21 protein-coding genes are annotated in these 24,957 nt (G+C 71.0%); 6 read left to right on the plus strand and 15 right to left on the minus strand.

All coding sequences use genetic code 11. From position 1 onward, the window contains the following. Positions 1-141 precede the first annotated feature (141 nt). Entirely contained in the window at positions 142-993 is an 852-nt protein-coding gene (locus ABZ822_RS18105; protein WP_360854374.1) for a serine hydrolase, read from the minus strand. 488 nt (positions 994-1,481) lie between these two features. On the opposite strand from ABZ822_RS18105, the gene ABZ822_RS18110 reads away from it, so the two are divergent. From ABZ822_RS18110 to ABZ822_RS18125, 4 genes are all read left to right on the plus strand, one after another. After that, positions 1,482-3,626, plus strand: a complete 2,145-nt coding sequence (locus ABZ822_RS18110; RefSeq protein ID WP_360854377.1) for a SpoIIE family protein phosphatase — start codon at positions 1,482-1,484, stop codon at positions 3,624-3,626. Positions 3,627-3,734: 108 nt separating this feature from the next. After that, entirely contained in the window at positions 3,735-4,550 is an 816-nt protein-coding gene (locus ABZ822_RS18115) for an SAM-dependent methyltransferase (RefSeq protein WP_360854380.1), read from the plus strand. 547 nt (positions 4,551-5,097) lie between these two features. Then, a complete protein-coding gene (locus ABZ822_RS18120) occupies positions 5,098-6,150 on the plus strand; it encodes a right-handed parallel beta-helix repeat-containing protein (RefSeq protein WP_360854383.1) in 1,053 nt (350 codons plus the stop codon). Between the two features lie 42 nt (positions 6,151-6,192). Beyond that, positions 6,193-7,224: a methyltransferase gene (locus tag ABZ822_RS18125; RefSeq protein WP_360854386.1), complete on the plus strand. Its 1,032-nt coding sequence runs from the start codon at positions 6,193-6,195 to the stop codon at positions 7,222-7,224. A gap of 83 nt (positions 7,225-7,307) precedes the next feature. Here ABZ822_RS18125 and accC read toward each other — a convergent pair whose 3' ends face one another. From accC to ABZ822_RS18175, 10 genes are all read right to left on the minus strand, one after another. After that, positions 7,308-8,711 (minus strand): acetyl-CoA carboxylase biotin carboxylase subunit, encoded by a 1,404-nt coding sequence (gene accC / locus ABZ822_RS18130; protein WP_360854390.1) that lies wholly within the window; start codon positions 8,709-8,711, stop codon positions 7,308-7,310. A 4-nt stretch (positions 8,712-8,715) separates the two neighbouring features. Beyond that, positions 8,716-9,354: a biotin/lipoyl-containing protein gene (locus tag ABZ822_RS18135; protein ID WP_360854393.1), complete on the minus strand. Its 639-nt coding sequence runs from the start codon at positions 9,352-9,354 to the stop codon at positions 8,716-8,718. Further along, positions 9,351-11,081, minus strand: coding sequence for an acetyl-CoA carboxylase, carboxyltransferase subunit beta (accD, locus tag ABZ822_RS18140; RefSeq protein ID WP_360854396.1), 1,731 nt, complete (start codon positions 11,079-11,081; stop codon positions 9,351-9,353). Before accD ends, ABZ822_RS18135 begins: the two co-directional genes overlap by 4 nt. Positions 11,082-11,114: 33 nt before the next feature. Beyond that, positions 11,115-11,450, minus strand: a complete 336-nt coding sequence (locus tag ABZ822_RS18145; RefSeq protein WP_360854399.1) for a TcmI family type II polyketide cyclase — start codon at positions 11,448-11,450, stop codon at positions 11,115-11,117. Positions 11,451-11,585: 135 nt separating this feature from the next. Further along, entirely contained in the window at positions 11,586-12,071 is a 486-nt protein-coding gene (locus ABZ822_RS18150) for an SRPBCC family protein (RefSeq protein ID WP_360854402.1), read from the minus strand. 1 nt (position 12,072) lies between these two features. Next, positions 12,073-12,330 carry an acyl carrier protein gene (locus ABZ822_RS18155; RefSeq protein ID WP_360854405.1) on the minus strand — a complete coding sequence of 86 codons (258 nt, stop codon included), beginning with the start codon at positions 12,328-12,330 and terminating at the stop codon, positions 12,073-12,075. A 34-nt stretch (positions 12,331-12,364) separates the two neighbouring features. Next, positions 12,365-13,615 carry a ketosynthase chain-length factor gene (locus ABZ822_RS18160; RefSeq protein WP_360854408.1) on the minus strand — a complete coding sequence of 417 codons (1,251 nt, stop codon included), beginning with the start codon at positions 13,613-13,615 and terminating at the stop codon, positions 12,365-12,367. After that, positions 13,612-14,880 carry a beta-ketoacyl-[acyl-carrier-protein] synthase family protein gene (locus ABZ822_RS18165; protein ID WP_360854411.1) on the minus strand — a complete coding sequence of 423 codons (1,269 nt, stop codon included), beginning with the start codon at positions 14,878-14,880 and terminating at the stop codon, positions 13,612-13,614. The genes ABZ822_RS18160 and ABZ822_RS18165 overlap by 4 nt, the downstream gene beginning before the upstream one ends. Further along, complete coding sequence (locus ABZ822_RS18170; RefSeq protein WP_360854414.1) at positions 14,877-15,311, minus strand: cupin domain-containing protein; 435 nt, start codon at positions 15,309-15,311, stop codon at positions 14,877-14,879. Before ABZ822_RS18170 ends, ABZ822_RS18165 begins: the two co-directional genes overlap by 4 nt. A 112-nt stretch (positions 15,312-15,423) precedes the next feature. After that, on the minus strand, positions 15,424-16,545 hold the full coding sequence (locus tag ABZ822_RS18175) for a SchA/CurD-like domain-containing protein (protein WP_360854417.1): 1,122 nt from the start codon (positions 16,543-16,545) through the stop codon (positions 15,424-15,426). Positions 16,546-16,760: 215 nt separating this feature from the next. On the opposite strand from ABZ822_RS18175, the gene ABZ822_RS18180 reads away from it, so the two are divergent. Together ABZ822_RS18180 and ABZ822_RS18185 are read left to right on the plus strand one after the other, a co-directional pair. Further along, the gene (locus tag ABZ822_RS18180; RefSeq protein ID WP_360854420.1) at positions 16,761-18,404 is read left to right on the plus strand and encodes an FAD-dependent monooxygenase; all 1,644 of its coding nucleotides are present in this window, start codon (positions 16,761-16,763) and stop codon (positions 18,402-18,404) included. A 296-nt stretch (positions 18,405-18,700) separates the two neighbouring features. Further along, positions 18,701-19,918 carry an acyltransferase family protein gene (locus ABZ822_RS18185; RefSeq protein WP_360854422.1) on the plus strand — a complete coding sequence of 406 codons (1,218 nt, stop codon included), beginning with the start codon at positions 18,701-18,703 and terminating at the stop codon, positions 19,916-19,918. Here ABZ822_RS18185 and grpE read toward each other — a convergent pair. From grpE to ABZ822_RS18205, 4 genes are all read right to left on the minus strand, one after another. Beyond that, positions 19,858-20,511: a nucleotide exchange factor GrpE gene (gene grpE / locus ABZ822_RS18190; RefSeq protein WP_360854425.1), complete on the minus strand. Its 654-nt coding sequence runs from the start codon at positions 20,509-20,511 to the stop codon at positions 19,858-19,860. The two genes, ABZ822_RS18185 and grpE, sit on opposite strands and share 61 nt — an antisense overlap. Continuing rightward, a complete protein-coding gene (gene dnaK, locus ABZ822_RS18195; RefSeq protein WP_360854428.1) occupies positions 20,508-22,400 on the minus strand; it encodes a molecular chaperone DnaK in 1,893 nt (630 codons plus the stop codon). Before dnaK ends, grpE begins: the two co-directional genes overlap by 4 nt. A 500-nt stretch (positions 22,401-22,900) precedes the next feature. Next, positions 22,901-23,542 (minus strand): FMN reductase, encoded by a 642-nt coding sequence (locus tag ABZ822_RS18200; protein WP_360854431.1) that lies wholly within the window; start codon positions 23,540-23,542, stop codon positions 22,901-22,903. A 174-nt stretch (positions 23,543-23,716) separates the two neighbouring features. After that, on the minus strand, positions 23,717-24,820 hold the full coding sequence (locus tag ABZ822_RS18205; RefSeq protein WP_360855068.1) for an LLM class flavin-dependent oxidoreductase: 1,104 nt from the start codon (positions 24,818-24,820) through the stop codon (positions 23,717-23,719). Positions 24,821-24,957: the final 137 nt, after the last annotated feature.

The following is a 24,957-nucleotide window of genomic DNA, read 5'->3' on the forward strand; positions in this document are numbered from 1 at the left end:
TACGGCGGGTGCGGCTCCGTACCGCTGAGGCGCGGGCCGGACCCGGGCGGGGCTCAGTCGCGCAGGCGCGGGCTGAGGGTTCTCACCCCGCGGCAGGGTGGCGAGCCGTCCGGCCGCGGGGCCGGCCCAACGGGCGGGCGGTCAGGCCGAGTCGGTCACCACGTCGGTGGCCGCCCGGGCGGCGGCCTCCACCTGCTGCACACCGACGTCCATCGTGCGGTGCCCGTCGGAGACGACGGCGACCAGCAGCCGGTGGCCGTCGTGGCGCACCTCGCCGATGCTGTTCACCACCCACAGCCCTGTCGCGGTCCGCGGCAGCCAGCCGTTCTTGAGCGCCGTGACGGAACCGGGGTCGGCGGCGGCCGAGACGCCCCACGCCTGGTCGGTCTGCACGCGGGTCATCAGGTCGTGGAGACGGGCGCGGTTCTCGGGGGTGAGCGGGGAGTCGTCCGTGGTGATGGCCCGCAGCAGTTCGAGCTGGTCGGATGCGGTCGTGGTCGTCACGCCCCAGGTCGGGCCGGGGGTGGTGGCGAGGAGCCCGAGCCGCTGGTTGGCCCGCGTCAGACCGTCGCCTCCGCCGATCCGGTTCCAGAGGCGGTTGGCCGCGTCGTTGTCGCTGACGCGGATCATGCGATCGGCGTCGGCGCGCTCGGGGGCGGTGAGCGTACGGCCTTCGTCCTGGGCTTTGAGCAGAAGGGCGGAGAGAATATCGGCTTTGACAATGCTGGCGGTGGCGAAAACACGGTCCGACGGCGCGTACTGGTCCGACGCCCCGCTGTCCAGATCCAGAACGGCGACCGAGAGATGTCCTGACGACAATGCTCCCGCCTTCTGCAGCGCCGTGGACATCGCCGGGGACATCCCCGCGTCGGGGCGCTCCGCCGCATTGCGGCCACCGGCCATCGCGGACGGAGTTCCCGGCCCGGACATCGTCAGCGGGAGAAGGGCGGCGCACAGGGCGGAGAATGCCGCGGCTCGTCCGAAGGGGCCCATGGTCTGTCGCGCCTTTCTGCCTTGCGGTCCGCCGGGAGCGATCCGCGGCGGAATCCGGCACGGTGCCAGGGCTGGGTGCTGGTGCCCGGGCTCCTTGCCCGGCCCCCGACCTCCGCACGCCCCGACCTCGGACCGCGGCGCCCCGTGGCCGCCGCAGGGCTGCGACGTACGACGGCTGGACGTGCACGGTGTGCGGTGCGCGGTGCTCCCTGGAGCGGACCGGCGGATTCCGGTGACTGCCTCAGCCTGCTGCCCCATCACCGCTTCACGACGCGGTCCGGGGCTTGATGTGGCACGCCTCACAGGGGCAAAGCCCTGTGAAATGGATCAAAGGTGCGGTGAGTGGCCCTGTGAGACGATGTACGCGAGGCCGTCCGCCAATGTGTGTGCGGAGCATCTTCATGATGGATCACGGTCACCGGCGGTCAGTGCACGCCGGCCGCAGACAGCGATCGCCCGGGCCGCAGACCGTTGCGCAGCGCCCGGACGTGGCTCTGGCCGCGGTTCTGCGCCCGGCCGTTGACCGTCTCCGGGCGAGCAGCGCCATCACCTACGTCCCTGTCGACAGCGGCAGGGCGCTCTCCGCGGCCGTCGTCGTCGGCGGCCCGCTGTCCATCTTCACGACCGTGGAGCGGATGTCCGTCGAGGACGAGAGGTACACGGCGGCGCAGGCGAAACGCACCGGAAAACAGGCCGTTCTCTCCCACCCGGAATCGCTGAATTTCCCTTCCCGGCTCGACGTGACCATGCCTTTCTCCTACACCGTGGTCTCCACGCCGGTCCGGGTATTCGGCCGTATTTCCGCGGTGCTCACCATGCTCTGGGTGCCGCCGCGGGGACCGCGCGACATTCCATACGAGGAATTGTCCTATTGCTTGGGGGTGGCGGCGGATCTCGCACGCGAATTGGAGAGGATCGGGGAACACTACGTCGCGGTGCGCGGGTCCTCGGCCCCCGTTTTCCTCCTGCCGGAGAACCGGCAGACCTCCGACCGGGGGGAGTACGCGGATGCGGAGGCGTCGGGGGTCTCGCTCCTCTACCACGTGTACAAGCTGGCGTCCGCGCTCGCCGAGGCGTCCCGGCTGACCGATGTGATCGAGGCCGTGGTCAACCGCATCATGGAGCCCGTCGGCGCCCAGTGCACGGCCGTCCTCACCTTCGACGCGGGCCGCCCTCATGTGGTCGGGTACGCCGGGTATCCGCCCGACACCATCCGCCCCCTGGCCCGTGTGTCCCCCGGCGGTGACGAACTCGACCAGCACGTGCTGGCGCCCGAGGAGCCGCTCTTCCTCGAGGACGAGAGCGCACCGGCCCGCGACCGGCTCGGCCCGTTCGCGCAGGACATGGAGGCGAGCGCGCTGCTGCCGCTGGTCAGCGGGGGCCAGCGGATCGGGACACTCGTCCTGGGCTTCGCCTACCCCCGACGCTTCGGCGCGGAGGAACGGTCGGCGCTCGTCACCATGGCCGGGCTGCTGGCCCAGTCGCTGGAGCGCGCCCGCCTCTTCGAGGCCGAACACGCCCTGGCCCAGGGCCTCCAGCAGGGTCTGCTCCCGCACAAGCTCCCGCACATCGCCGAACTGGACACCGCCGCCCGCTATTTCCCCGCCGCGGCCGGGGGATCGGTCGGCGGCGACTGGTACGACGTCCTGACCCTGCCGGACCGCAAGGTCGGGCTCGTCGTCGGCGACGTCGAGGGCCACAGCCCCACCGGCGCCGCCGTCATGGGCCAGATCCGCAGCGGCGTACGGGCCTACGCCGCCGAGGGCCACGGCCCCGCCGACGTCCTGGGGCGGACCAGTCGGCTGCTCGCGGAGCTGGGTACCGACCTGTTCGCCACCTGCTGCTGCGTGTGGATCGACACCGCCGCGGGCACCGCCGAGGTGTCCTGTGCGGGGCACCCCGCCCCGGTGATCTGCAGCCCCGGCGGACAGGCCGTGACACCGGACGTCCCGACGGGCGTCCCCCTCGGTGTCACACCGGACATCCCGTACCGCTCGGGCGAGTTGGTGCTCCCGCCCGGCACCGTCATGGCGCTCTACACCGACGGCCTGGTGCACTCCCACACGCTGGACCTCGCGTCCGGCATGCGGCGCGTCGGGGACGTCCTGCACGACGACGGCGGCCGGCGCCTGGAGGATCTGGCCGACCGCCTCACCGCCATCACCGGTGGCGAGGCCAGGCGGCGGGACGACGACGTCGCGCTGCTGCTGGCGCGCTACGACGGCGCGCTGCCGGGCACGCAGCGGCGCGTGACCCGGATGTCCGTCCAGCGCCACGACCTGAAGGCCGTCAAGGAGGTCCGGCGCTTCGTCAACAGGGCGCTGATGCACTGGGGGCGGGACGATCTCTGCGGGGAAACCGAGCTGCTGACCACGGAGTTGGTGACCAACGCCCTGATACACGCCGACAGTGACGTGGACGTACGGCTCCGCGAGTACCCCGACCGGATACGGGTGGAGGTACGCGATTCCGACCCCCGGCCCCCCATGCCCGCGCCCATCACGCTCACGGACGAGGCGGACACCGACTCCGAGCACGGCCGCGGCCTCGTCATCGTCGAGACCATGGCCTCCGCCTGGGGCAAGTCACCCAGTGGGCGAGGGAAGTCGGTGTGGTTCGAGGTCAGCGACTGACCGCGCCGCCTGGGCGATCGGCGGCGGCGCGCCGATACAACTGCGCCTCATGGAAAGGCCGTTGCCCGGAACGGCATGATGGCAGCCGACGACGCGGGGAGGCGGAACGTGACGGAGAGCGGCGGGGGACCGGGGGAGCCGGCCAGGGGCGCGGGCGGTCTCGCGCACAACGCCCGGGTGTGGAACTACTGGCTCGGCGGCACGGACTACCACCTCGTGGACCGCGAGGTCGGTGACCGGGTGACGTCCCTGTACCCCAGCATCGGCGAGGTCGCGCGGGCCGACCGGGCGTTCCTCCGCCGGGCCGTGCGCCATCTGGCGGGTGAGGCCGGGATCCGGCAGTTCCTCGACATCGGCACCGGCCTGCCCACCGCCGACAACACCCATGAGGTCGCCCAGCGGATCGCCCCCGAGTCCCGGATCGTCTACGTCGACAACGACCCGATCGTCCTCGCCCACGCCCGCCGCCTGCTCACCGGCTCCGCCGACGGCGCCACGGACTACGTCGACGCGGACGCCCACGACCCGGACTCGATCCTCCGCGCCGCCGCACGGACCCTCGACTTCGGCCGGCCGGTGGCCGTGATGATGCTGGGCATCCTCAACTTCGTCCTCGACACCGCCGAGGCGCAGGCCGTCGTCGACCGGCTGCTCGACGCCGTACCTCCGGGCAGCCACCTCGTGGTCACCCACCCGACGCTGGAGCTCGGAGGCGAGGGGAACGCCGAGGCCATGCGGTTCTGGAACGACAACGCCACGCCGCCGATCGTCGCCCGCGGCAGGGAGGACCTGGCGCGCTTCTTCCGGCAACTGGAGATCCTGGATCCGGGGATCGTCTCCTGCGCCCGCTGGCGGCCGGACCCGGATGCGGCCGAGGGGACAGGCGAGGTGGCCCAGTACGGGGTCGTGGGCCGCAAGCCCTGACACCCCGGTACGGCGCCCGCCCCGGCTCCACGCCGAGCCTGATCCCGCGCCGAGCCCGGCCCCTGACCGGCCGGCAGGCGCCGCACCCTGAAGAGCCGTTCGGGTGGCATTGGGCGTCTCGTGGCCGCCGACGGGTGTCGCGAAGGAGTGTCACACCGTTGGCCTCATGTGACCGTCCCCGGTGTTCGACCCTGGTTCCTGCCGCCCAGTCTCGCGGCGTGGCTCACGGCAGAGATGCCGGGCGGGCCGACCGCTCCCGAGCCGTACGCGGATCCGGTCCGCGACCCGCGGCCCGTCGCTCCGCGAGCGGCCGACGAGCCCGGCGGAGACGAGCCGGGCAGGCCGCCCGCGTCGTAGACGGCTCCCTCGCCGCGAATTCCGCCTGGTGGTGGACCGGGCTCTCGCCGTGGATGCGGAACGGTCGCGGGGCGCGTACGGTGCGCACCCGTTCGATCACGAAATGTGGCGAGCGGTTCAAATCGGTCATAGCTTCGCTTGCATGACTAAACGCCGCATTAAGTGCCTCGGTTGGACCACTGCCGTCATAGTGACGGGTCTGGGCGCAGCAGCGCCCGCGGACGCGAGCCCGGCGCCCAAGACACGCCACGACACGCACATCGTGCGCCCCGGCGAATCGATCCAGCGCGCCGTCGACCGCGCCCGGCCCGGGGACACGATCCTCATCAGGCCCGGCACGTTCCGCGAGAGCGTGCTCATCACGACGTCGCATCTGACGATCCGCGGTTCGGGCCGGGACACGGTGCTCACGGGCGCGCCCCGCAGCACGTCCACCCGGTCCGCCCACACCTGCGCCACGGACGGCAACGGCATCTGCGTCATCGGCAGGTCCAACCGTCCGGTCGAGGGCGTCAGCATCGGCGATCTGACCGTCACCGACTTCCGGAAGAACGGTCTGTGGGCCTCCTGGACCGACCGGCTGAGTGTGCACCGGGTCAACGCCCGGACCAACGGCCAGTGGGGCATGGCCCAGCAGTGGTCGACCCGCGGCCGGTTCCGGGCCAACGTCGCCCGGGACAACAAGGAGTCGGGCATCTTCATCGCCAACACCGTCGACCGTGAAGGCGGGGGCCTCGACACCCGGGGCGCTTCGGTGACCGCGAACCGCCTGGTGGGCAACCGGATCGGCGTGACCCTGCGCCGCGTCAGGAACCTCACCGTGCAGGCCAACAGCATCAGCGGGAACTGCGGCGGCGTGTTCGTCGTCGGCGACGAGGGCAACCCGCCGGCCGGTGACATGACCATCCGCCACAACGTCGTCGAGCGGAACAACCGGTACTGCCCCGGCAACAGCCGCCTCCCCTACATCCAGGGCTCCGGCATCGTGCTCACCGGCACCGAGCAGACCCTGGTGACGCGGAACGTCGTCCGCAACAACCGCGGCGAATCTCCGCTGTCCGGCGGCATCGTCCTGTTCAAGAGCTTCGTGGGTGCCACGAACGAGCGCAATGTCATCAGCGACAACGTGGCGTTGGGCAACCGTCCCGCGGACCTGGTCGACCAGCAGCCCGGGAACGACAACCGGTTCATCAACAACGTCTGCCAGGTCTCCAAGCCCTCCGGCCTGTGCCGACTCCCGTAACGGGTCTCCCGTAGCGGGCTTCACCGGAAGAATGGAAGCGGAATGACCACCGTAAGTCCCACCCCCGTACCGGCGATGCGCCTGCGCGAGCTGGTGTTCGGGGCGGCGTGTGCCGCGGCCGTACGCGCCGCGGCGCGACTGGGCGTCGCTGATGCCCTGGACGAGACGCCCGCGGAGGCCGAGGAGCTGGCGGCGGCGATCAAGGCCGAACCGCAGCCGCTGCGACGGCTCCTGCGCACGCTGTCCTGCTACGGGATCTTCGAGGAGACCGGGGACGGGCGGTTCGTCCACACGGAGATGTCCAGGATGCTGCGGGACGATGCGCCGAACAGCCTCCGCTACATCGCCCTGTGGTGCACGGAGCCGTGGACCTGGGACGCCTGGCCGCGGCTGGACGAGGCGGTGCGGTCCGGGAAGAGTGTCTTCTCGGACCTGTACGGCAAGGAGTTCTTCACCTACCTCCACCAGGACGCGCCGGAGTCGGCCCAGGTGTTCAACCGGGCCATGACGACCTCCAGCAGGCAGTCCGCGGAGGACGTCGCCGAACTCCTCGATCTCACCGGGGTGTCCTCGGTCGTCGACATCGGCGGCGGCCAGGGACACGTCCTCGCCAGTCTGCTGGAGAAGCATCCGCAGCTGCGCGGGACGCTGCTCGATCTGCCCGGAGTGGTGGAGAACGCGGACCCCCGGCTCAAGGACGGTGGCCCTCTCGCTTCCCGCGCCCGGATCGTTCCCGGCGACTGCCGCCGGGAGGTCCCGGTCCAGGCGGACATGTACATCATCAAGAACATCCTCGAGTGGGACGACGACAGCACGTGCAGGACCCTGCGCAACGTCGTCGAGGCCGCGCCCCCCGGGGCCCGCGTCGTGGTCATCGAGAACCTCGTCGACGACACCCCGTCGATGCGGTTCACGACTGCCATGGACCTGCTTCTGCTGCTCAACGTGGGCGGTGCGAAGCACACCCGGGAAAGCCTGGTCAGCCGGATGACGGACGCCGGCCTGCAGGTCGGCGCGGTCCACCCGGTCAACGCGTATCTGCACGCGCTCGAGAGCACCGTGCCCGGCGGCTGAAGCCGGGCGGCGGAGGACGCAGCGAAGAGGCCGGGTGCCGGAGAGTTCTCTCCGGCACCCGGCCTATGTGTTCCGTGCAGCCGTTACACGGCGGTCGGCTCCTCCGCCGTGCAGCGCGCGTTCCCGCTCTCGTCCTCCTCGGAGTCGAGCATCTTCCCCACCAGTCCCGTCGTGTGCTGCGCGGCACGGAACTCGGCGCGCGCCAGCGTGCGCCGCAGGAAGCCGATCGTGGTCCGTACGCCGTGGCCGTCCACGCGGAACTCCTCCAGGGCACGGTCCATGCGGGCGATGGCCTGTTCGCGGTCCGGCGCCCAGACGACGGTCTTCGCCAGCAGCGAGTCGTAGTCCGGGCCGATCAGCCAGTCCGGGTAGCTGTGGGTGTCCACCCGTACGAACGGCCCGCCCGGCGGGACGAATTCGGTCAGGCGGCCGGGCGTGGGCGCGAAGCCGCGGGCCGGGTCCTCCGCGTTGACGCGGCACTCCATCGCCACCCCGCGCCGTACGACGTCCTCCTGGCTCATACCGAGCGGCAGGCCGGCGGCGATGAGGATCTGTTCCCGGACGATGTCGATCCCGGTGAGCATCTCGGTGACCGGATGCTCCACCTGCAGACGGCAGTTGATCTCCATGAGATAGAACTCGCGGGACGGCGTCACGACGAACTCGAACGTGCCGGCGCCCACATATCCGGCGGCGACGGCGCCCCGTACGGCCGACTCGCACATCGCCGCCCGCAGTTCCTCCGGCAGGTTCGGCGCCGGTGCCTCCTCGACGAGCTTCTGGTGCCGGCGCTGGACCGAGCAGTCCCGCTCGCCCAGGTGGACGGCGGCGCCGTGCCGGTCGCAGAGGATCTGCACCTCGACATGGCGCGCGTCCTCGATGTAGCGCTCCAGGTAGACCCGGTCGTCACCGAAGACCGCCCGTGCGTGCGCGCGGGTCTCCCGGTATGCGGCGAGCAGGTCGTCGGGGTCGCGCACGACCGCCATGCCCCGGCCCCCGCCGCCCGCAACGGCCTTGATGATCACGGGATATCCGGTCTGCTGGGCGATCTCCTTGGCGTCCGCGGCCGTGGCCACGGCACCGGTGCTGCCCGGCAGGACCGGCAGGCCCGCCTCCGCCATCGCGGCGCGGGCCTCGGCCTTGTCGCCCAGCCGCTGGATGACTTCCGGGGACGGTCCGATGAAGGTGATGCCGTTGGCCTCGCAGATCTCGGCGAAGTCGGGGTCCTCGGACAGGAATCCGTAGCCGGGGTGGATGGCCTGGGCGCCGGACAGCTTGGCCGCCTCGATGATCGCGGGCGCGTTGAGATAGCTGGCCTTCGAGGGCGAGTGGCCGATGTGCACCGCCTCGTCCGCGAAGCGCACCACGGACGAGTCGAGGTCCGCGGTGGAGTACACAGCCACCGTTCTGATCCCGAGTTCACGGCAGGCGCGGGCGATCCGCAGAGCGATCTCGCCCCGGTTGGCGACGAGTACGGTACTGAACATGGGATCAGGCCTCCGCGTCGGAGAGCGGTTCCAGGGAGACCAGCCGCTGCTGGAACTCCACCGGGCAACCGTCCTGCACCAACAGCTCCTTGACCCGTCCTGCCGCTTCGGCCTCGATGGTGCTCATCATCTTCATGACCTCGAGGATCCCGATCGGCTGGCCGGGCCTGACCATGTCGCCGACCGCGACGAACGGCGGGGCGCCGGGCTCGGGTGCGTGGTAGAAGGTGCCGACCGTCGGCGCCAGGAGGTACATCAGCCCCTCGTCGGCCGGCGGGATCTGGGCGGCGGCCGCGGCGTCCACGGCGGCAGCGGCCGCGGCGCCGGACGCGGACCGCAGGGCGGCCGCGGGAGCCCCGGGCGCCTGCGGAAGTGCCGCGTCCGGGCCCGCTCCGTCCACCGTCACGGCCGAAGCAGGCGCGGCGGGGTCGGGCCACTCCATCTCGACGGTCATGTGCCCGTGCTGCAGCTTGATCTTCAGGGGCGGCCGCGGCGCGGCCTTCGCCAGCTCCATCACGCTCCGGCAGACGGACTCCAGATTGGCGTGGCCGAGCGGCGTGAGATCGGCGCCGGTGAAGCCGTTCCCGGTGAACGACAGGCGCTGACCGTTCTCATGGTGCTCCTTCTTGGCGTCCAGCGTCATGATGAACCTCCTCCGGTTCCGACGGGAATGGTCGCCTCGACACCGAAGCGGTCGAACCGGCTTCTCCGCTCGCGGATCAGCCGGCCGGGCTCCCAGGGGGTGAGTTCGTCCATGGCGGTGTGCAGCGCGGCGCCGAGCAGTGCGGCCGCCTTCGCGTGGTCCTGGTGGGCGCCGCCCTCCGGTTCCGGTACGACACCGTCCACGATGCCCATACGCAGCAACTCCCGTGCGTCCAGGCGCAGTGCCGCCGCCGCCGTGGGGGCCGCGTCCGCCTGCTTCCACAGGATGGCCGCGCACCCTTCGGGACTGATCACCGAGTACACGCCGTTCTCCAGGACGAGCACCCGGTCCGCGACGGCGAGCGCGAGTGCCCCGCCGCTGCCGCCTTCGCCGATGAGCGCGGCGACGACCGGCACACGCAGCTGGGACATGAGCCGCAGATTCTCCGCGATGGCGATCGCCTGGCCGCTCCGCTCGGACTCCGGGCCGGGGTTGGCACCGGGCGTGTCGATCAACGTGACGACCGGCAGCCCGAGTTTGTCGGCCATCCGCATCAGCCGGGCCGCCTTGCGGTAGCCGGCTGGGGTCGCCATGCCGAACTGGTGGCGCTGCCGCTCGGCCAGCCCCGGACCGCCCTTGTGATGTCCGATCAGCATCACCGGGCGCCCGCCGAGGCGGCCGAGGCCGCCGACGATCGCGGTGCAGTCCGCGGCGAGCCGGTCGCCGTGCAGCACATGGAAGTCGTCGAGCAGGTGGTCCGCGTAGTCGGCCGCGGTGGGACGGTTGGGGTGCCGGGCGAGGCGGACCGCGTCCCACGCCTCCCGCGGCCGCACCTCGTCCGTGCCGCGCACGATCGCGCCCGCACCGGCGGGCGAGGCTCCCTGAGCCTCCGCGTCCGGGCGGGCGGGGGACCCCAGCGACAGCAGGCGCCCCAGCGTCGGGCGCAGGGCGGACCGCGGTACGACGTCGTCCACCATGCCGTGTTCGAGCAGGAATTCAGCGGTCTGGAAACCTTCCGGCAGACGCTCTCCCGTCGTCTGCTCGATCACCCGCGGCCCCGCGAAGCCCAGCCGGGCCCCCGGCTCGGCGATGATCACGTCGGAGAGCGTGGCGAAGGAGGCGGCCACACCGCCGTACGTGGGGTCGGTGATCAGCGAGATCGTGAGGATGCCCGCCTCGTCCAGCTCCGCCATCGCCTGGGACGTCTTGGCCATCTGCATCAGCGACAGCACGCCCTCCTGCATGCGTGCGCCGCCCGACGCGGTCACCAGCAGGAGCGGGGTGCGCTCGCGCACGCATGTGCGGGCGGCCTCGGCGATCAGCGCGCCGACTCCGCACCCCAGGCTGCCGCCCAGGAAGCGGAAGTCCATCACGGCGGCGACCACCGGACGGCTCTCGATCCGGCCCCGTACGCAGATCATGGCCTCACGCAGACCCGTGGTGGCCCGCGCGTCCTCCAGCCGTTCCGCGTACGGGCGGGTGTCGTGGAACCCCAACGGGTCGTGCACCGGCTCCACATGGTCCACCGGTGACGCGGAGCCCGGGTCCAGCAGCTGGTCCAGGCGCTGAGGGGCCGTCAACTGGGCGTGCCAGCCGCAGTCCGGACACACGCTCAGGGTCCTGCCGAATCGCTTGCCGTACACCAGCCCGGCGCAGCGCGTGCACCGCACCCACTCCTGCGGTCGCTCGGCCGGCGGGTCGGCCGGTCGGTCGTCGTAAAGCACCATGTCGGGCGTACCTCCAAGCTCTCCGGCTGTGCCTCACCCGGTTCCGTCGCGCTCCCAGCGGTAGAACTCACGGGCCATGGCGTCCTTGGGGCTGCGCCAGGTCGCCGGGTCGTAGGGGTTGATGAAGGCCGACAGCCGGTCGCTGATGCCCCGGAACTCCGGGTGGTCCGTCATCTTGGCGACGGCCGGGCCGGGTTCACGGTCGGCCTCGATCAGATGCAGGTACACATCGCCGAACTGGAACAGGCTGCGCCCGGTGACGCCGATCAGATGCGGCAGCTCGCCCCGGTCGGAGTCCGCGAAGATCTCGGCGATGTCCGTCGCCGAGTGCTCCGACATCCGGGCGACGATCAGTGCACGGTGCTGCATGGAGAGTCCTTGTCTGTACGGGCCTGGTAGGGCTGGTACGAGCACGGGCCCGGGACCCCGACAGGCCCCGGGGCAGCGGGACCGGCCGGTGACGCCGCGCGGAAGGGGTGCGGCGGCCGGCCGGTCCCGCCGGCTTCAGTTGGGAAGGACGGGCGCGCCCTGCACACCGCGTTCGCGGGCGCGCTGCTCGATCTTGTCCCGGATCAGCTCCATCTGGATCTTGGAGTTCCGGTTGATCATCTCCGTCATCCCGGCGTCGTCGACCGGCGCCTCGGGGCGCATCGCGAAGTCCTGCGTCCAGTGCATCCGCGTGCCGCCGGGCACCTCCGCGTACTCCCACTTGATGTCCATGTGCTTGAACGGACCCGGCTCCACGCGGCGGGCCTTGACGTGGAGGCCCTTGCGGTTGGTCGTCCGCTCGGAGACCCAGGACCAGACCTTGCCGTTCTCGTCGGGGTGCATGGTGAGGCGGAAGGTCGTCTTCTGGCCCTCGCGCTTGATCACCTCGACCGACGCGTATTCGCTGAACAGCTGCGGCCAGTTCTCCAGGTCGTTGGTCATGTCCCAGACGAGGTCCAGGGGAGCGGCAATCGTGATCTCGTTCTCGGTGTGTCCGGGCATCTCAAGCTCCTGAGGTCAGTGCACTGTTGACGAGGTCGATGAAGTCCCGCGGGGTCTTGCTCTTCTCGGCGTCCTGGGGCATCGATACGCCGTACCGGTTCTCCAGTTCGCCGACGATGCCGAGGAGGCCGAGCGAGTCCAGGCCGTATCCGGCGAAGGTCGCGTCCGGCTCGTTCTCCAGCTCCCTCGGGTCGACGGTGAGGCCCGCGCCGGACTTCATGAGCGCGGCCAGCTCGTCGAAGGTCAGTTGTGCGTTCATGACGTGTCTCCTTCTTCGCGAGTCGCGACGGTTCTCACGCAGGGGTGTCGGCGGCGTGCCGAATCACCAGGGCGGAGTTGCTGCCCATGAGCCCGCGACTGAGCACCAGCGCCGTACGGAGTTCCGCGACGCGTGCGACGCCGGTGACCAGATCGAGGTCGTGGCACACCTCGACGACATTGGGGGTGGGCGGCACGACGCCGTGCTCCATCGACAGGGCCGCGGCGACCGTGTCCAGCACCGGAGCGCCGCAATAGGCCCTGCCGGTACCGGTCTTGGGGGCGGTCACCGGTACGCGCCGCGCATGCGCGCCCAGCGCGTCGGCGATCGCCAGTGCCTCGGCGCGGTCCGCCTCCGGCACGCCGAGCGCGTCCGCGAAGACCACGTCGACGTCCTCGGGAGCCAGCCCCGCGTCCTCCAGCGCCAGCCGGATCGCCTGGGCCAGCCCCTCGCGGGACTGCTCCCACCGGGACGCGCCGGTGAAGGTCGCGGCGTGCCCCGCGACGACACCCCGCACGCGCGCGCCGCGCCCGCGGGCCACCGACTCCTCCTCGACCACGACCATGGCGCCGCCCTCGGCCGGGACGAACCCGCAGGCGTCGGCCGTGAACGGCAGATACGCCCGCGCCGGGTCACCGGCCCGGCTCAGATCGTTGTAGCCGAGCTGGCAGACCATCGAGTACGGGGCGAGCGGCGCCTCGGCCGAGCCCACGACGACCGCCTGGGTGCCGTTGCGGATGATCCTGCCCGCGTGCGCGAACGCGTCGAGACCACCGGCCTCGTCGCTGCACACCACACCGCACGGCCCCTTGAACCCGCCGCGGATCGACACCTGGCCGGTGCTGGCCGCGTAGAACCAGGCGATGGACTGGTACGGGCCGACGTACGTCGACCCCTTGCCCCACAGACGCTGCAGCTCCCGCTGGCCGAACTCGCCACCGCCCGAACCGGCGGCGGTCACGACCCCGACGGCGAACGGGGAGCCGCCGTGGTCGGCCCGGTGGAGCTCGGAGTCCTCCAGGGCGAGATTGGCCGCGGCCATGGCGAAGTGCGTGAACCGGTCCGTCTGCACGAGGAAGCGCTCCTCGATCAGCAGCGCCGGGTCGAACCCGCGGACCTCGCCCGCGATCCGCAGGGGCATGTCCTCGCACCCCTCGCGCGTGACCCGGTCGAGGATGCTCACGCCTTCCCGCGTCGCCTTCCAGAAGGCGTCGGTGCCGACCCCGTTGGGGGCGACGACGCCGATGCCCGTGACGACCGAACGGCGCTTGTGCTGGGGACTCATCGTGTCCTCCCGCCTTCTCGCGTCATGACCACGGCGGACTGGAAGCCGCCGAATCCGCTGCCCACCGAGAGCACGGTGCGCAGCGAGAGCGGACGCGCCGTCCGGGGTACGTAGTCCAGATCGCACTCCGGGTCGGGCGTCTCGTAGTTGGCGGTCGGCGGCACGACCTGCCGGTCGAGGGCCAGGGTGCAGGCCACGACCTCGATCGCGCCGATCGCGCCCAGCGAGTGGCCCACCATCGACTTGATGGAGCTCATGGGCACCTCGTAGGCGTGGTCCTTCAGCGACCGCTTCACCGCCGCCGTCTCGTGGCGGTCGTTCTGCTGGGTGCCGGAACCGTGGGCGTTGACGTAGTCGACGTCCGAGCTGTTGATCCGTGCGTGGTCGAGGGCGACGTTGATCGCCTCGGCCATCTCCAGGCCCTCACGCGTCAGTCCGGTCATGTGGTACGCGTTGCCGAACGTGGCGTAGCCGCGGAGTTCGCAGTAGACGGTCGCCCCCCGTGCACGGGCGTGTTCCATCTCCTCCAGGATCAGCACGGCGCCGCCCTCGCCCATGACGAAACCGTCGCGGTGGGCGTCGAAGGGACGGGAGGCGTGCTCCGGGTCGTCGTTGTTCGGCGACGTCGCCTTGATCGCGTCGAAGCAGGCCACCGTGATGGGGGAGATCGGGGAGTCCGAGGCGCCCGCGACGCAGACGTCCATCGTGCCCTCCTCGATGGCCTGGAAGGCGTACCCGATCGCGTCCAGCCCGGAGGTGCAGCCGGTGGAGACCGTCTGCACCGGACCGCGGGCGCCGATCCGCTCGGCGACCTCGGAGGCCAGCGCGCTGGGCGAGAACGCCCGGTGCAGATGGTCGCCCGCCTGCCGGTGGTCCACGTCCCAGCGCTGCCCCGACGCGCTGACGGCGACGTAGTCGTGCTCGAGCCGCGTGGTGCCACCGACCGCGGTGCCCAGGGACACCCCGATGCGCCAGGGGTTCTCCGCCTCGGGCTCCAGGCCGGAGTCGCGCAGGGCCTCGTCCGCGGCCACCATCGCGAACTGGACGTACCGGTCGGCGCGTCGGATCGTCTCCTCGTCCAGGCCGTGCGCCGTGGGATCGAAGTCGCACTCGGCGGCGATACGGGAGCGGAAGCCCTCCGGGTTGAAGAGGGTGATGCCCCGTGTCGCCGTACGCCCGGCCGCGAGCATGTCCCAGAACGCCGGTATCCCCACGCCGCCCGGGGCGACGACGCCGACGCCGGTGACCGCCACGCGGCGGGTCACGAAACCTTCTCCGCTCGTTCGGGCGGACCGGCCTGACCCGTGTCCTCGGTCCCCTCGGTGTCCACGTGGCCGAGTTCCGGCCGCGGGGCAAGCGGGCCGAGGTGGAACACCATGCGGGCCTCGGTGTCACCGATGTTGCGGAACCGGTGGCGCATGTGAGGGGGGATCAGCAGCCCCTGGTCGGGCTTGAGCGGGTGCGGCTCGCCGTCCAGGTCCACTTCGAGCTTGCCGCAGACGACGTACACGAACTCCTCGGAGTACGGGTGGTAGTGCTCGCCGATGCGCTCACCCGGCTCCATGATGGCCAGGCCCATGAAGCCGCTCGTGGCGCCGACCGCCGTGGGGGTGAGCATGGCGCGCAGGTCGCCACCGCGCCGGCGGTTGGGCTGGGTCTCGCTGAGGTCCACGATGCGTGGGTCGGGCTTGGTCATGATGGCCTACCTCCAAGGTGGCGTTGGGCTGACGACGTGAGGGGCGGCGGCGCCCGCGGGAGCCGGGGTCGCCGGGGAACCGGGGAGCGGTCCCGCGTACGGGACTCCCGGCTCAGGAAGTGGGAGCGGGGCGGTCGGTGATCAGCTTCATGTCGGCGCGTGCGAGGAACCGTGCGATCTCGCGGTCGGTCGACAGCTCGCCGTCGCCGCCCGTGTCGACGAGACGGCCCAGGACGGGGCCCTTGCGGGTGCCGCTGATACCGAGCGCCCGTACGGGGTCCTTCTCGAGCGGAACCCGCAGGTCGATCTGCCGGACAACGATGTCATCGCGCTGGTAGACCGTGCTGCCCATCACGGGACTGGTGGGGTCGTCCGCGGCCAGCTCGTCCTGACGGGCCAGCAGCCGGGCCACCGCCATACCGCAGCCCTCCCGGGCCGCGTAGTAGAGCGCGTGACGCTCCCCGCCCTCCGACGGGCTCCCGGAGTAGCCCACGTGGTGCACCGCGGGAAGGGCGGCCCGGGTGAAGAACACCCGCGCGGAGTCGGGGTCGTGGAGATCGCGGGGGAGCTCCAGGAACGGGTTGATGGCCTCCTCGACCGCCTGCACCTCGGGCTGCCGGGCCACATGACCGAGCGCGGCGACGAGGTCGCCCTGCACCTCGATGGCCCGGACCACGAGGTTGCCGTGCATGAAGAGGGTGGTGCGCAGCAGACGCGTGGAGTCGTCGACGTACGCGGGCGGGGAGACGTATCCGGACAGGATCTCCGCGACCTTGTCCTCGCTCCCCGGCTTGACGGTGAAGGTGAGGGCGTGCCGGACGATGCCGTCGCCGATACGGGGCTCGCGCTGGAGCCGCCCGAACTTGGCCGGGTCGGAGGCGAGGGAGGGGAGTTCGGGCGTCTCGCGCAGCACGCTGAACCGCAGCGAGCGGGTGTCGCGGACGCAGCTGTGCAGCGGCCGCACCATCTGCACGTGATCCTCGCTGTTGACCCACTCCAGGAACGGCGGTGCGCTCTCCCACTCGCTCGTGATGAGCCACTGCGAGGGGTTCTCGATCGACTGGCACAGCTGGTCGCTGATGTGCCCGGGGACGCTCGCCACCTGGCTGCACAGGTGCTCGTACGCCTCCAGGAAGCGCTGCTGCGCACCGTCCTGAAGGTCCAGCAGCAGAATGACCCGGAGCCTTGAACCGTCGAAGGCCGACTGGGACACCCGTTCCGACAGCGTTGTCATCTTGGCAACTCCTTCGCGAGCGAAGCGGCCCCCTGCTCCCCGCGCGGATGAGGGGCATCGAAATCCTGGTAACGGAATCGATCATGTGCCGGTCCTACAGGCGGCGCGAATGGTGTGGTCCAAGCGGGTGAAACGGGTGAACGAAACATCTCCCGTCGGGCATGGAGATTTCATTGCCAATCCATTGCCAACCCCGGCGGCTGGAGCTTGAGCACATGAATCACAAGGTCGAAGACCGCGTGCCGGTCCTCATCGTGGGCGGCTCCCTCGTGGGCCTGTCCGCCTCGCTCTTCCTGGGGCGTCTCGGCATCGGGCACATGCTGGTCGAGAAGCACTCGGACACCTCGAGACACCCCCGCGGACGGGGCAACAACGTTCGCACGATGGAGTTGTTCCGCGTCGCCCGTGCGGAGGACCAGATCCGTGAGGCCGCCTCGATCCTGGCGGAGAACCACGGCATCCTCCAGGCGGGATCACTGACCGGCGACGACCAGGAATGGCTGTTCAAGGAGATCGATCCGGGCGGCGGGCTGGCCCGCTTCAGCCCGAGCGGCTGGTGCCTGTGCAGCCAGAACGACCTGGAGCCGGTCCTGGTGCGCTGCGCGCGCAAGCTCGGCGGCGACCTGCGCTTCTCCAGCGAGATGCTCTCGTTCGACCAGGACGAGGACGGCGTGACCGCGGTGGTCAAGGACCGGGAGACCGGGGAGCACCACACCGTGCGCGCCGACTACCTCATCGCCGCGGACGGACCGCGCAGCCCCGTACGCGAAAAGCTCGGCATCGGCCAGTCCGGCCCGGGCGACCTCTTCCACAACGTGAGCATCACCTTCCGCGCCCCCGGCCTCGCCGACGTGGTGGGTGACCGCCGTTTCATCGCCTGCTACCTGACCAATCCCGAGGCCGACGGTGCGTTGCTCCCCGTGGACAACCGCGAGCACTGGGTCTTCCACGCGCCCTGGCACCCTGAGACGGGCGAGACCCTGGAGGACTTCACCGACGAGCGGTGCGCGCGGCACATCCGTACCGCGGTCGGCACCCAGGACCTCGACATCGAGATCACCGGCAAGGCCCCGTGGCACGCCGCGGAGCGGGTGGCCGAGCGGTACGGGGCCGGCAGGGTCTTCCTCGCCGGCGACTCCGCCCACGAGATGTCCCCGACCGGCGCGTTCGGCTCCAACACCGGCATCCAGGACGCGCACAACCTGGCCTGGAAGCTCGCGGCCGTGCTGAACGGCTGGGCCGGCCCCGGGCTCCTGGACAGCTACGAGGCCGAGCGCCGCCCCGTCGCGGAGGCGACCAGCGCACGCGCATCCGCCCGGTCCGCCGAGCACAGCCACCCCGGCTACTCCCCGGCGCCCGGGGCAGGAGCCGGCAAGCAGAGCGGCGTCCTCACCGTCGCCCTCGGATACCGCTACCTCCACGGTGCGCTCCACGGCGCGGACCGCGACCAGCCGGTCGTACCGGACCGCATGCAGATCGACGGCGCCCCGGGCACCCGTGCCCCGCACATGTGGCTGCGCAGGTCAGGGGAGAGGGTGTCAACCCTCGACCTCTACGAGGAGTCGCCCGTTCTGCTCACCGGCCCCGAGGGTTCCGCGTGGCACGCGGCCGGGCTCGCGCTCGCCGACCGGCTCGACATGCCACTGCGGTGCTTCCGCGTGGGAGACGGCGCGGACGACGATCTCGCGCCCGAGGACGGAGCCGACTGGGCCGAGGTCCACGGCACCAAGCCCGACGGCGCGGTTCTCGTGCGCCCGGACGGATTCGTGGCCTGGCGCGCCGACGGTCCGGACCGCGATCCGGAGCGCACGCTGCAGGAGGTGCTGGAGTTGGTCTTCCGTCCCTCCGGACGGCGCTGACCCTCGGGGCCGGACCGGCCCCGCTCCACGACGGCGGCTCCCCCGGCGAGGACCGGCCCACAGTGTGGGACGGCTCACCGGGGGAGCCGCCGTCGTCCGTTCCGCCCGCGCGGCGCCACGGCCAACTCCGGCCGCCAGCAGCGCTGTTGAGTGAGCGTTTGCAAAGCCGGGCCGTCCTTCCTGCCCGGTCCCGGTCGCCGCCCGAGGTGAACGCCACGCCTCCGCGGTACGTACCTGGATGAGTCGCGATGGCAGGTATGGTGCGAAATCCAGCTCGATTCCGGGGAGGCGGTTGTGTGACGGACAGCGCGGCGCGGGAACAGGGAAGCGGACGCGACCCGTTCTTCGACAATGCGAAGCTGCTGGCGATGGTCCTGGTCGTCGTGGGCCATGCCTGGCAGCCTCTCAAGGACAGCCGGGCGGTCTGGGCGGGGTATCTCTTCATCTACAGCTTCCACATGCCGGTGTTCATCGTGCTCTCCGGCTACTTCTCGCGGACCTTTGCTTCCAAGCCGGGCCAGGTCAAACGACTGGTGACGGGGATCGCCATCCCGTACGCCGTCTTCGAGACGATCTACACGCTCTACGGCAATCTCGTGGACGACCGCGGCAACGACATCAGCCTGCTGACGCCCTGGTATCTCACCTGGTTCCTCGTCGCCCTCTTCGTCTGGCGGCTCACCGCGCCCCTGTGGCTGGTGATGCGCTGGTGGGTCGCGCTGGGACTGTCGGTGGCCATCGCCCTGACCGGTGCCGCGAACGAGATCGGCGCCGTCCTCAATCTGGACCGGATCCTGCAGTTCCTGCCGTTCTTCGTGGTCGGTCTGCTCATGCGTCCCGAGCACTGGGAGATGCTGCGCGCCCGGTGGGTGCGGATCGCCGCGGTGCCGGTGATGGTGGCGGCGGCGGGCGTCGCGTACCTGGCGAAGGGGCGGATGACCTCAGAGTGGGCCGTCCGCAGCAAGAGCTGGGACGAGCTGGCCGTGCCGTGGCCGGTCGGGGCCGCCATGTCCCTTGCGCTGCTGCTCTGTTCACTGCTGCTGGTGGCCGCCTTCCTGGCCTGGGTGCCGCGCCGTCGGACCTGGTACACCGCGCTCGGGGCAGGGACGCTCTACGCGTATCTGCTGCACGGGCTGGCCATTCGCACGGCGGCCTGGGAGGGCTGGTACGACGGGGCCTTCTGGCACTCGCCGACGGGCCGGCTGACGGTCACCGTGCTCGGGGTCGGTCTCGCCCTGTTCCTCAGCTCGCCGCCGGTGCGCGCGGTCTTCCGGCCGCTGGTGGAGCCGCGCCTGGACTGGGTGTTCGCCCCGTCCCGCCGGACCGGGACGGGCGCGGGCCAAGGCGTGCGTACGGGCCCCGGTGCGGGTACGGGCGGTGCCGGCGCGGGCTCGAGTGCCGGTGCCGCCAACGACGGTACGAGAAGCGCCAACGACCGTACGAGAAGCGGGGATCAGGTCGGTGCTGGCGTCGGCGGGTCGGCGACGACCACCTCGGCGGGGCGCAGCAGCTGACCGCCCACGCGGTAGCCGCGGCGGACGATCTCCGTGCACGTCATGCCGGTTGCCCCGGTCGCGCTCGTCGGTTCGGACGGGACCGTGCGGGAGATCGCCTCGTGCCGCGTCGGGTCGAACGGCTCGCCCGGCTCCCCGAAGCCCTCCAGCCCGAGTTCGGCCAGACGGGACTCCAACTCACCGGCAACGGCGCCGAATCCGCCCGTGACCTCGCCTTGCGCGCGGGCCTGGGCGAGGGCGTCGAGGACGGGGAGGAGTCCGCGCAGCACATTGGCCACCGCGACCTCGCGGACCGCGAGACGGTCCCGGCGCACCTGCTTCCGGTAGTTGTCGTACTCGGCCTTGACGCGCTGCAAGTCCGCCGTACGTTCGGTGAGTTGATCCAGAAGCTCCTTCGCCCGGGGCGCAGCGGCGGACTCGTCGGACGGCGTGGCCGGCGGCGCCTCGGGCGGCCGCGGCCTGGCCGTTCCCGCGGGATTCTGTCCGCGCGGCGTCCGCGCGGGCAGGCCCGCCGGGTCCGTACGCTGCCCGCCGCGGACGGATACGGGTGCCGGTCGCCGCGGCCCGGAACGGGAGCCGGACGCTGTGCTCATGCCGTGTCTCCCTTGTCCTCGTCGACGATCTCGGCGTCCACGACCTCGTCCTCGGCCTTGCCGCTCTCGCCCTCGGCACTCCCGGCCTCGCCCGCGTCGGCGCCGGCAGCTCCGGCACCGCCCGCGGCGGTGGCCTGGCCCTGGGTGTCGGCGTAGATCGCCTGGCCCATCTTCTGGCTGACGGCGGCCAGCTTCTCGGTCGCCGTACGGATCGCGGCGGTGTCGTCGCCCTCGAGCTGCTGCTTCACCTCGGCGACCGCTGCCTCGACCTCCGACTTCACCTCGTCCGGGATCCGCTCCGGGTTGTCGGCGAGGAACTTCTCCGTCGAGTAGACGAGCCCCTCGCCGTTGTTCCTGGCCTCGGCAGCCTCGCGCCGGGTGCGGTCCTCCTCCGCGTACTGCTCGGCCTCCCGCACCATGCGGTCGATGTCGTCCTTCGGCAGCGCGGAGCCGCCGGTGACGGTCATCTTCTGCTCCCTGCCGGTGCCCAGGTCCTTGGCGGAGACATGCATGATGCCGTTGGCGTCGATGTCGAAGGTCACCTCGATCTGCGGGACGCCGCGCGGTGACGGCGGAAGGCCGGTCAGCTCGAACATCCCGAGCTTCTTGTTGTACGCCGCGATCTCGCGCTCGCCCTGGTACACCTGCACCGAAACCGAGGGCTGGTTGTCGTCCGCCGTCGTGAACGTCTCGGCGCGCTTGGTCGGGATCGTGGTGTTGCGCTCGATGAGCTTGGTCATGATGCCGCCCTTGGTCTCGATGCCGAGGGACAGCGGGGTGACGTCCAGCAGGAGGACGTCCTTGACCTCGCCCTTGAGGACACCGGCCTGGAGCGCGGCTCCGATGGCCACGACCTCGTCCGGGTTGACGCCCTTGTGCGGGTCCTTGCCGGTCAGCTCCTTGACCAGCTCGGTCACGGCGGGCATCCGGGTCGAGCCGCCCACCAGGATCACATGGTCGATGTCGGAGACCTTGATCTTCGCGTCCTTGATCGCCTGGTGGAACGGCCCCTTGCAGCGCTCCAGCAGATCCTCGGTGAGCTGCTCGAACTGGGCGCGGGTGAGCTTCTCGTCCAGGTGCAGCGGGCCCTCGGCGGACGCCGTGATGTAGGGCAGGTTGATCGTCGTCTCGGTGGCGGCGGACAGCTCGATCTTGGCCTTCTCGGCAGCCTCGCGCAGCCGCTGCACCGCCATCTTGTCCTTGGAGAGGTCCACCCCGTACGCGTTCTTGAACTGCTTGACCAGGTGATCGACGATCCGCTGGTCCCAGTCGTCGCCACCCAGGAGGGTGTCGCCGTTGGTGGCCTTCACCTCGACCAGGCCCTCGCCGATGTCGAGCAGTGAGACGTCGAAGGTGCCGCCGCCCAGGTCGAAGACGAGAACGGTCTGGTCGTTCTCCTTGTCCAGGCCGTAGGCGAGCGCGGCCGAGGTGGGCTCGTTGATGATCCGCAGCACGTTCAGGCCCGCGATCTCGCCGGCCTCCTTGGTGGCGGTGCGCTGTGCGTCGTTGAAGTACGCGGGCACCGTCACGACGGCGTCGGTGACGTCCTCGCCGAGGTACGCCTCCGCGTCCCGCTTCAGCTTCTGCAGCACCCGCGCCGAGATCTCCTGGGCCGTGTACTGCTTGCCGTCCACGTCCCCGGTCTCCGGGAACCGCCAGTCCGGGTCGCCGACGTGGCGCTTGACCGACCGCGCCGTGCGGTCGACGTTGGTCACGGCCTGGCGCTTGGCGACTTCGCCGACGAGCACGTCGCCGTTCTTGGCGAAGGCGACCACGGACGGGGTCGTACGTGCCCCCTCGGTGTTGGGGATGACGGTGGGCTCACCGCCCTCCAGGACGCTGACCACCGAGTTCGTCGTACCGAGGTCGATACCGACCGAGCGTGCCATGTCAGCTCTCCCATCCACACGGCCTTGCCGGCGCACGCCGCCCGTGCGCCGGTCCACCTACCGTGAAGGGCCGTGACCTGCAGCTATGGAGATAGCCCCTCAACTTCAGAAAAGGATCCAAAACGGGCAGTTGTCAAGTTGTCGGGGCAGGTGGAGGTCCGGCGGGTGTCCGGTGGGGGTGCCGTCCACGCCTTCCGCGCCCGCTCCGGTGCCCGGCGGCGGGGGGATCCCGGCGCCGCCGACCCGTGGCCCCGGCCCCCGGCCCCCGGCGACCGGGGAGAAGAACGCCCGGATGCCGGGGGCCGGACGGCCTGGGCTCCTCCACGGCGACGACGCGGCCGCCCGGATTGCCCTCCGGCCGGTGCATGATCTCGTTGTGGCGCTCCGAGAGGGCCCGAACAGGCCCGCCGCTGCGAACCCAGGTCAGCACCTCCGCCTGGCACCCGGCCGGAAACGAAGTGGTCGCTGGTCTCCGCAGAGCGCCCTGAGGCGGGAGGGCGTCAGTCGAGTCCGAGCGACGCGAGCTGCTGCTCGAACGGGCTGACGGCGACAGCCGGTTCGGCGGTACGCGGCAGGTTCGTCAGCAGCGCCGCCAGCTGACCGGCCGCACGGTCGATGCGGGCGGGCAGCCCCTCGGTCTGCGCGTCCCCGGCACCCCAGTCCTCGGACGCGGCGAAGACCGCGGTCGGTACGACGAGGGCGCGCAGGTGGACGAAGAGCGGGCGCAGGGCGTGTTCGAGGGCAAGCGAGTGGCGCGCCGTCCCGCCCGTCGCCGCGATCAGGACCGGCTTCCCTTCGAGCGCGGCGGGGTCGACGAGGTCGAAGAAGGACTTGAAGAGACCGCTGTAGGAGGCGGTGAAGATCGGCGTGACGGCGATGACGCCGTCCGCCTCCGTCACCGCGTCGATCACCTCGCGCAGCGTGCCCCCGGCGAATCCGGTCACGAAGTGGTTGGCGATCTCCGTTGCCAGATCGCGCAGTTCGACGACCCTGACGTCCGCCGTGCGGCCGGTGTCGTCCAGGTGCTTCGCCGTCGCCTCGGTCAGCCGGTCCGCGAGCAGGCGGGTGGACGAGGGCCGGCTGAGGCCGGCCGAGACGACCACGAGCCGCAGCGGTTCCCTGACGTCCTCGGTCTGCTGCATGGCGTCCTTCCTCTCGGTTTCCTGCGGGGGTCGGGGGGTGTGAGGGGGATACGGCGGCGTCGCGTGGTCCGTCGTCACGGCCTTCGGCCTTCGGGCTTGGGCCTTCGGGCTTGGGCCTTCGGGTTTGGGCCTTCGGGCTCCGGGCGGGCGCCGGCGCGGTCCCGGGTCCGACGCTCAGGCGGCCGGGTCGCCGGAGGCCTTTTCGGCGTCCCGCCGGGCGACGCGCGCCGCGTGCGTGGGTGCGTCCGGCACCTCGGGCGGCCTGCCCGCCGCGAACTCCTTGCGGAGCACCGGCACGACCTCTTCGCCGAGCAGGTCGAGCTGTTCCAGGACGGTCTTCAGCGGCAGCCCGGCGTGGTCCATCAGGAACAACTGCCGCTGGTAGTCGCCGAAGGACTCGCGGAAGGTCAGGGTCTTCTCGATGACCTCCTGCGGGCTGCCGACGGTCAGCGGCGTCTCCCGCGTGAACTCCTCCAGCGACGGCCCGTGCCCGTAGACGGGAGCGTTGTCGAAGTACGGGCGGAACTCCCGTACGGCGTCCTGGGAGTTCCTGCGCATGAACACCTGGCCGCCGAGTCCGACCACGGCCTGCTCGGGCGTGCCGTGGCCGTACTTCGCATACCGCTCGCGGTAGAGGCGGATCAGGTTCTGGAAGTGCTCCTTGGGCCAGAAGATGTTGTTCGCGAAGAACCCGTCGCCGTAGTACGCGGCCTGTTCGGCGATCTCCGGGCTGCGGATGGAGCCGTGCCAGACGAAGGGCGGGACGCCGTCCAGCGGGCGCGGTGTCGAGGTGAACCCCTGCAGCGGCGTCCGGAACCGGCCCTCCCAGTCCACGACGTCCTCGCGCCACAGCCGGTGCAGCAGCGCGTAGTTCTCGATGGCCAGCGGAATGCCCTGGCGGATGTCCTGGCCGAACCACGGATACACCGGGCCGGTGTTGCCGCGGCCCATCATCACGTCGACGCGGCCCTCGGCGAGGTGCTGGAGCATCGCGTAGTCCTCGGCGATCTTGACCGGGTCGTTGGTCGTGATCAGGGTCGTCGAGGTGGACAGGACCAGACGTTCGGTCCGGGCGGCGATCCATCCGAGCAGCGTGGTGGGGGAGGAGGGCACGAAGGGCGGGTTGTGGTGCTCGCCCGTGGCGAAGACGTCGAGGCCGACCTCCTCCGCCTTGAGCGCGATGGTGACCATGGACCGGATCCGCTCGTGCTCGGTGGGGGTCCTGCCGGTGGTGGGATCGGGGGTGACATCACCGACGGTGAAGATCCCGAACTGCATCATGCTCACCCGTCCTCTGTAGTTGCGCATTCAACTAATGCGTGCAACGGCCCTGAGGGCGCTCCTATTCCCGTCCGTCGGCCGTTGTGTTCTCGCAGGTCACCGCATGATCGACGTCCCTCGTGCGGCACCTGCCC

The organism is Streptomyces sp. NPDC047108 (assembly GCF_040643575.1).
GTDB lineage: Bacteria > Actinomycetota > Actinomycetes > Streptomycetales > Streptomycetaceae > Streptomyces.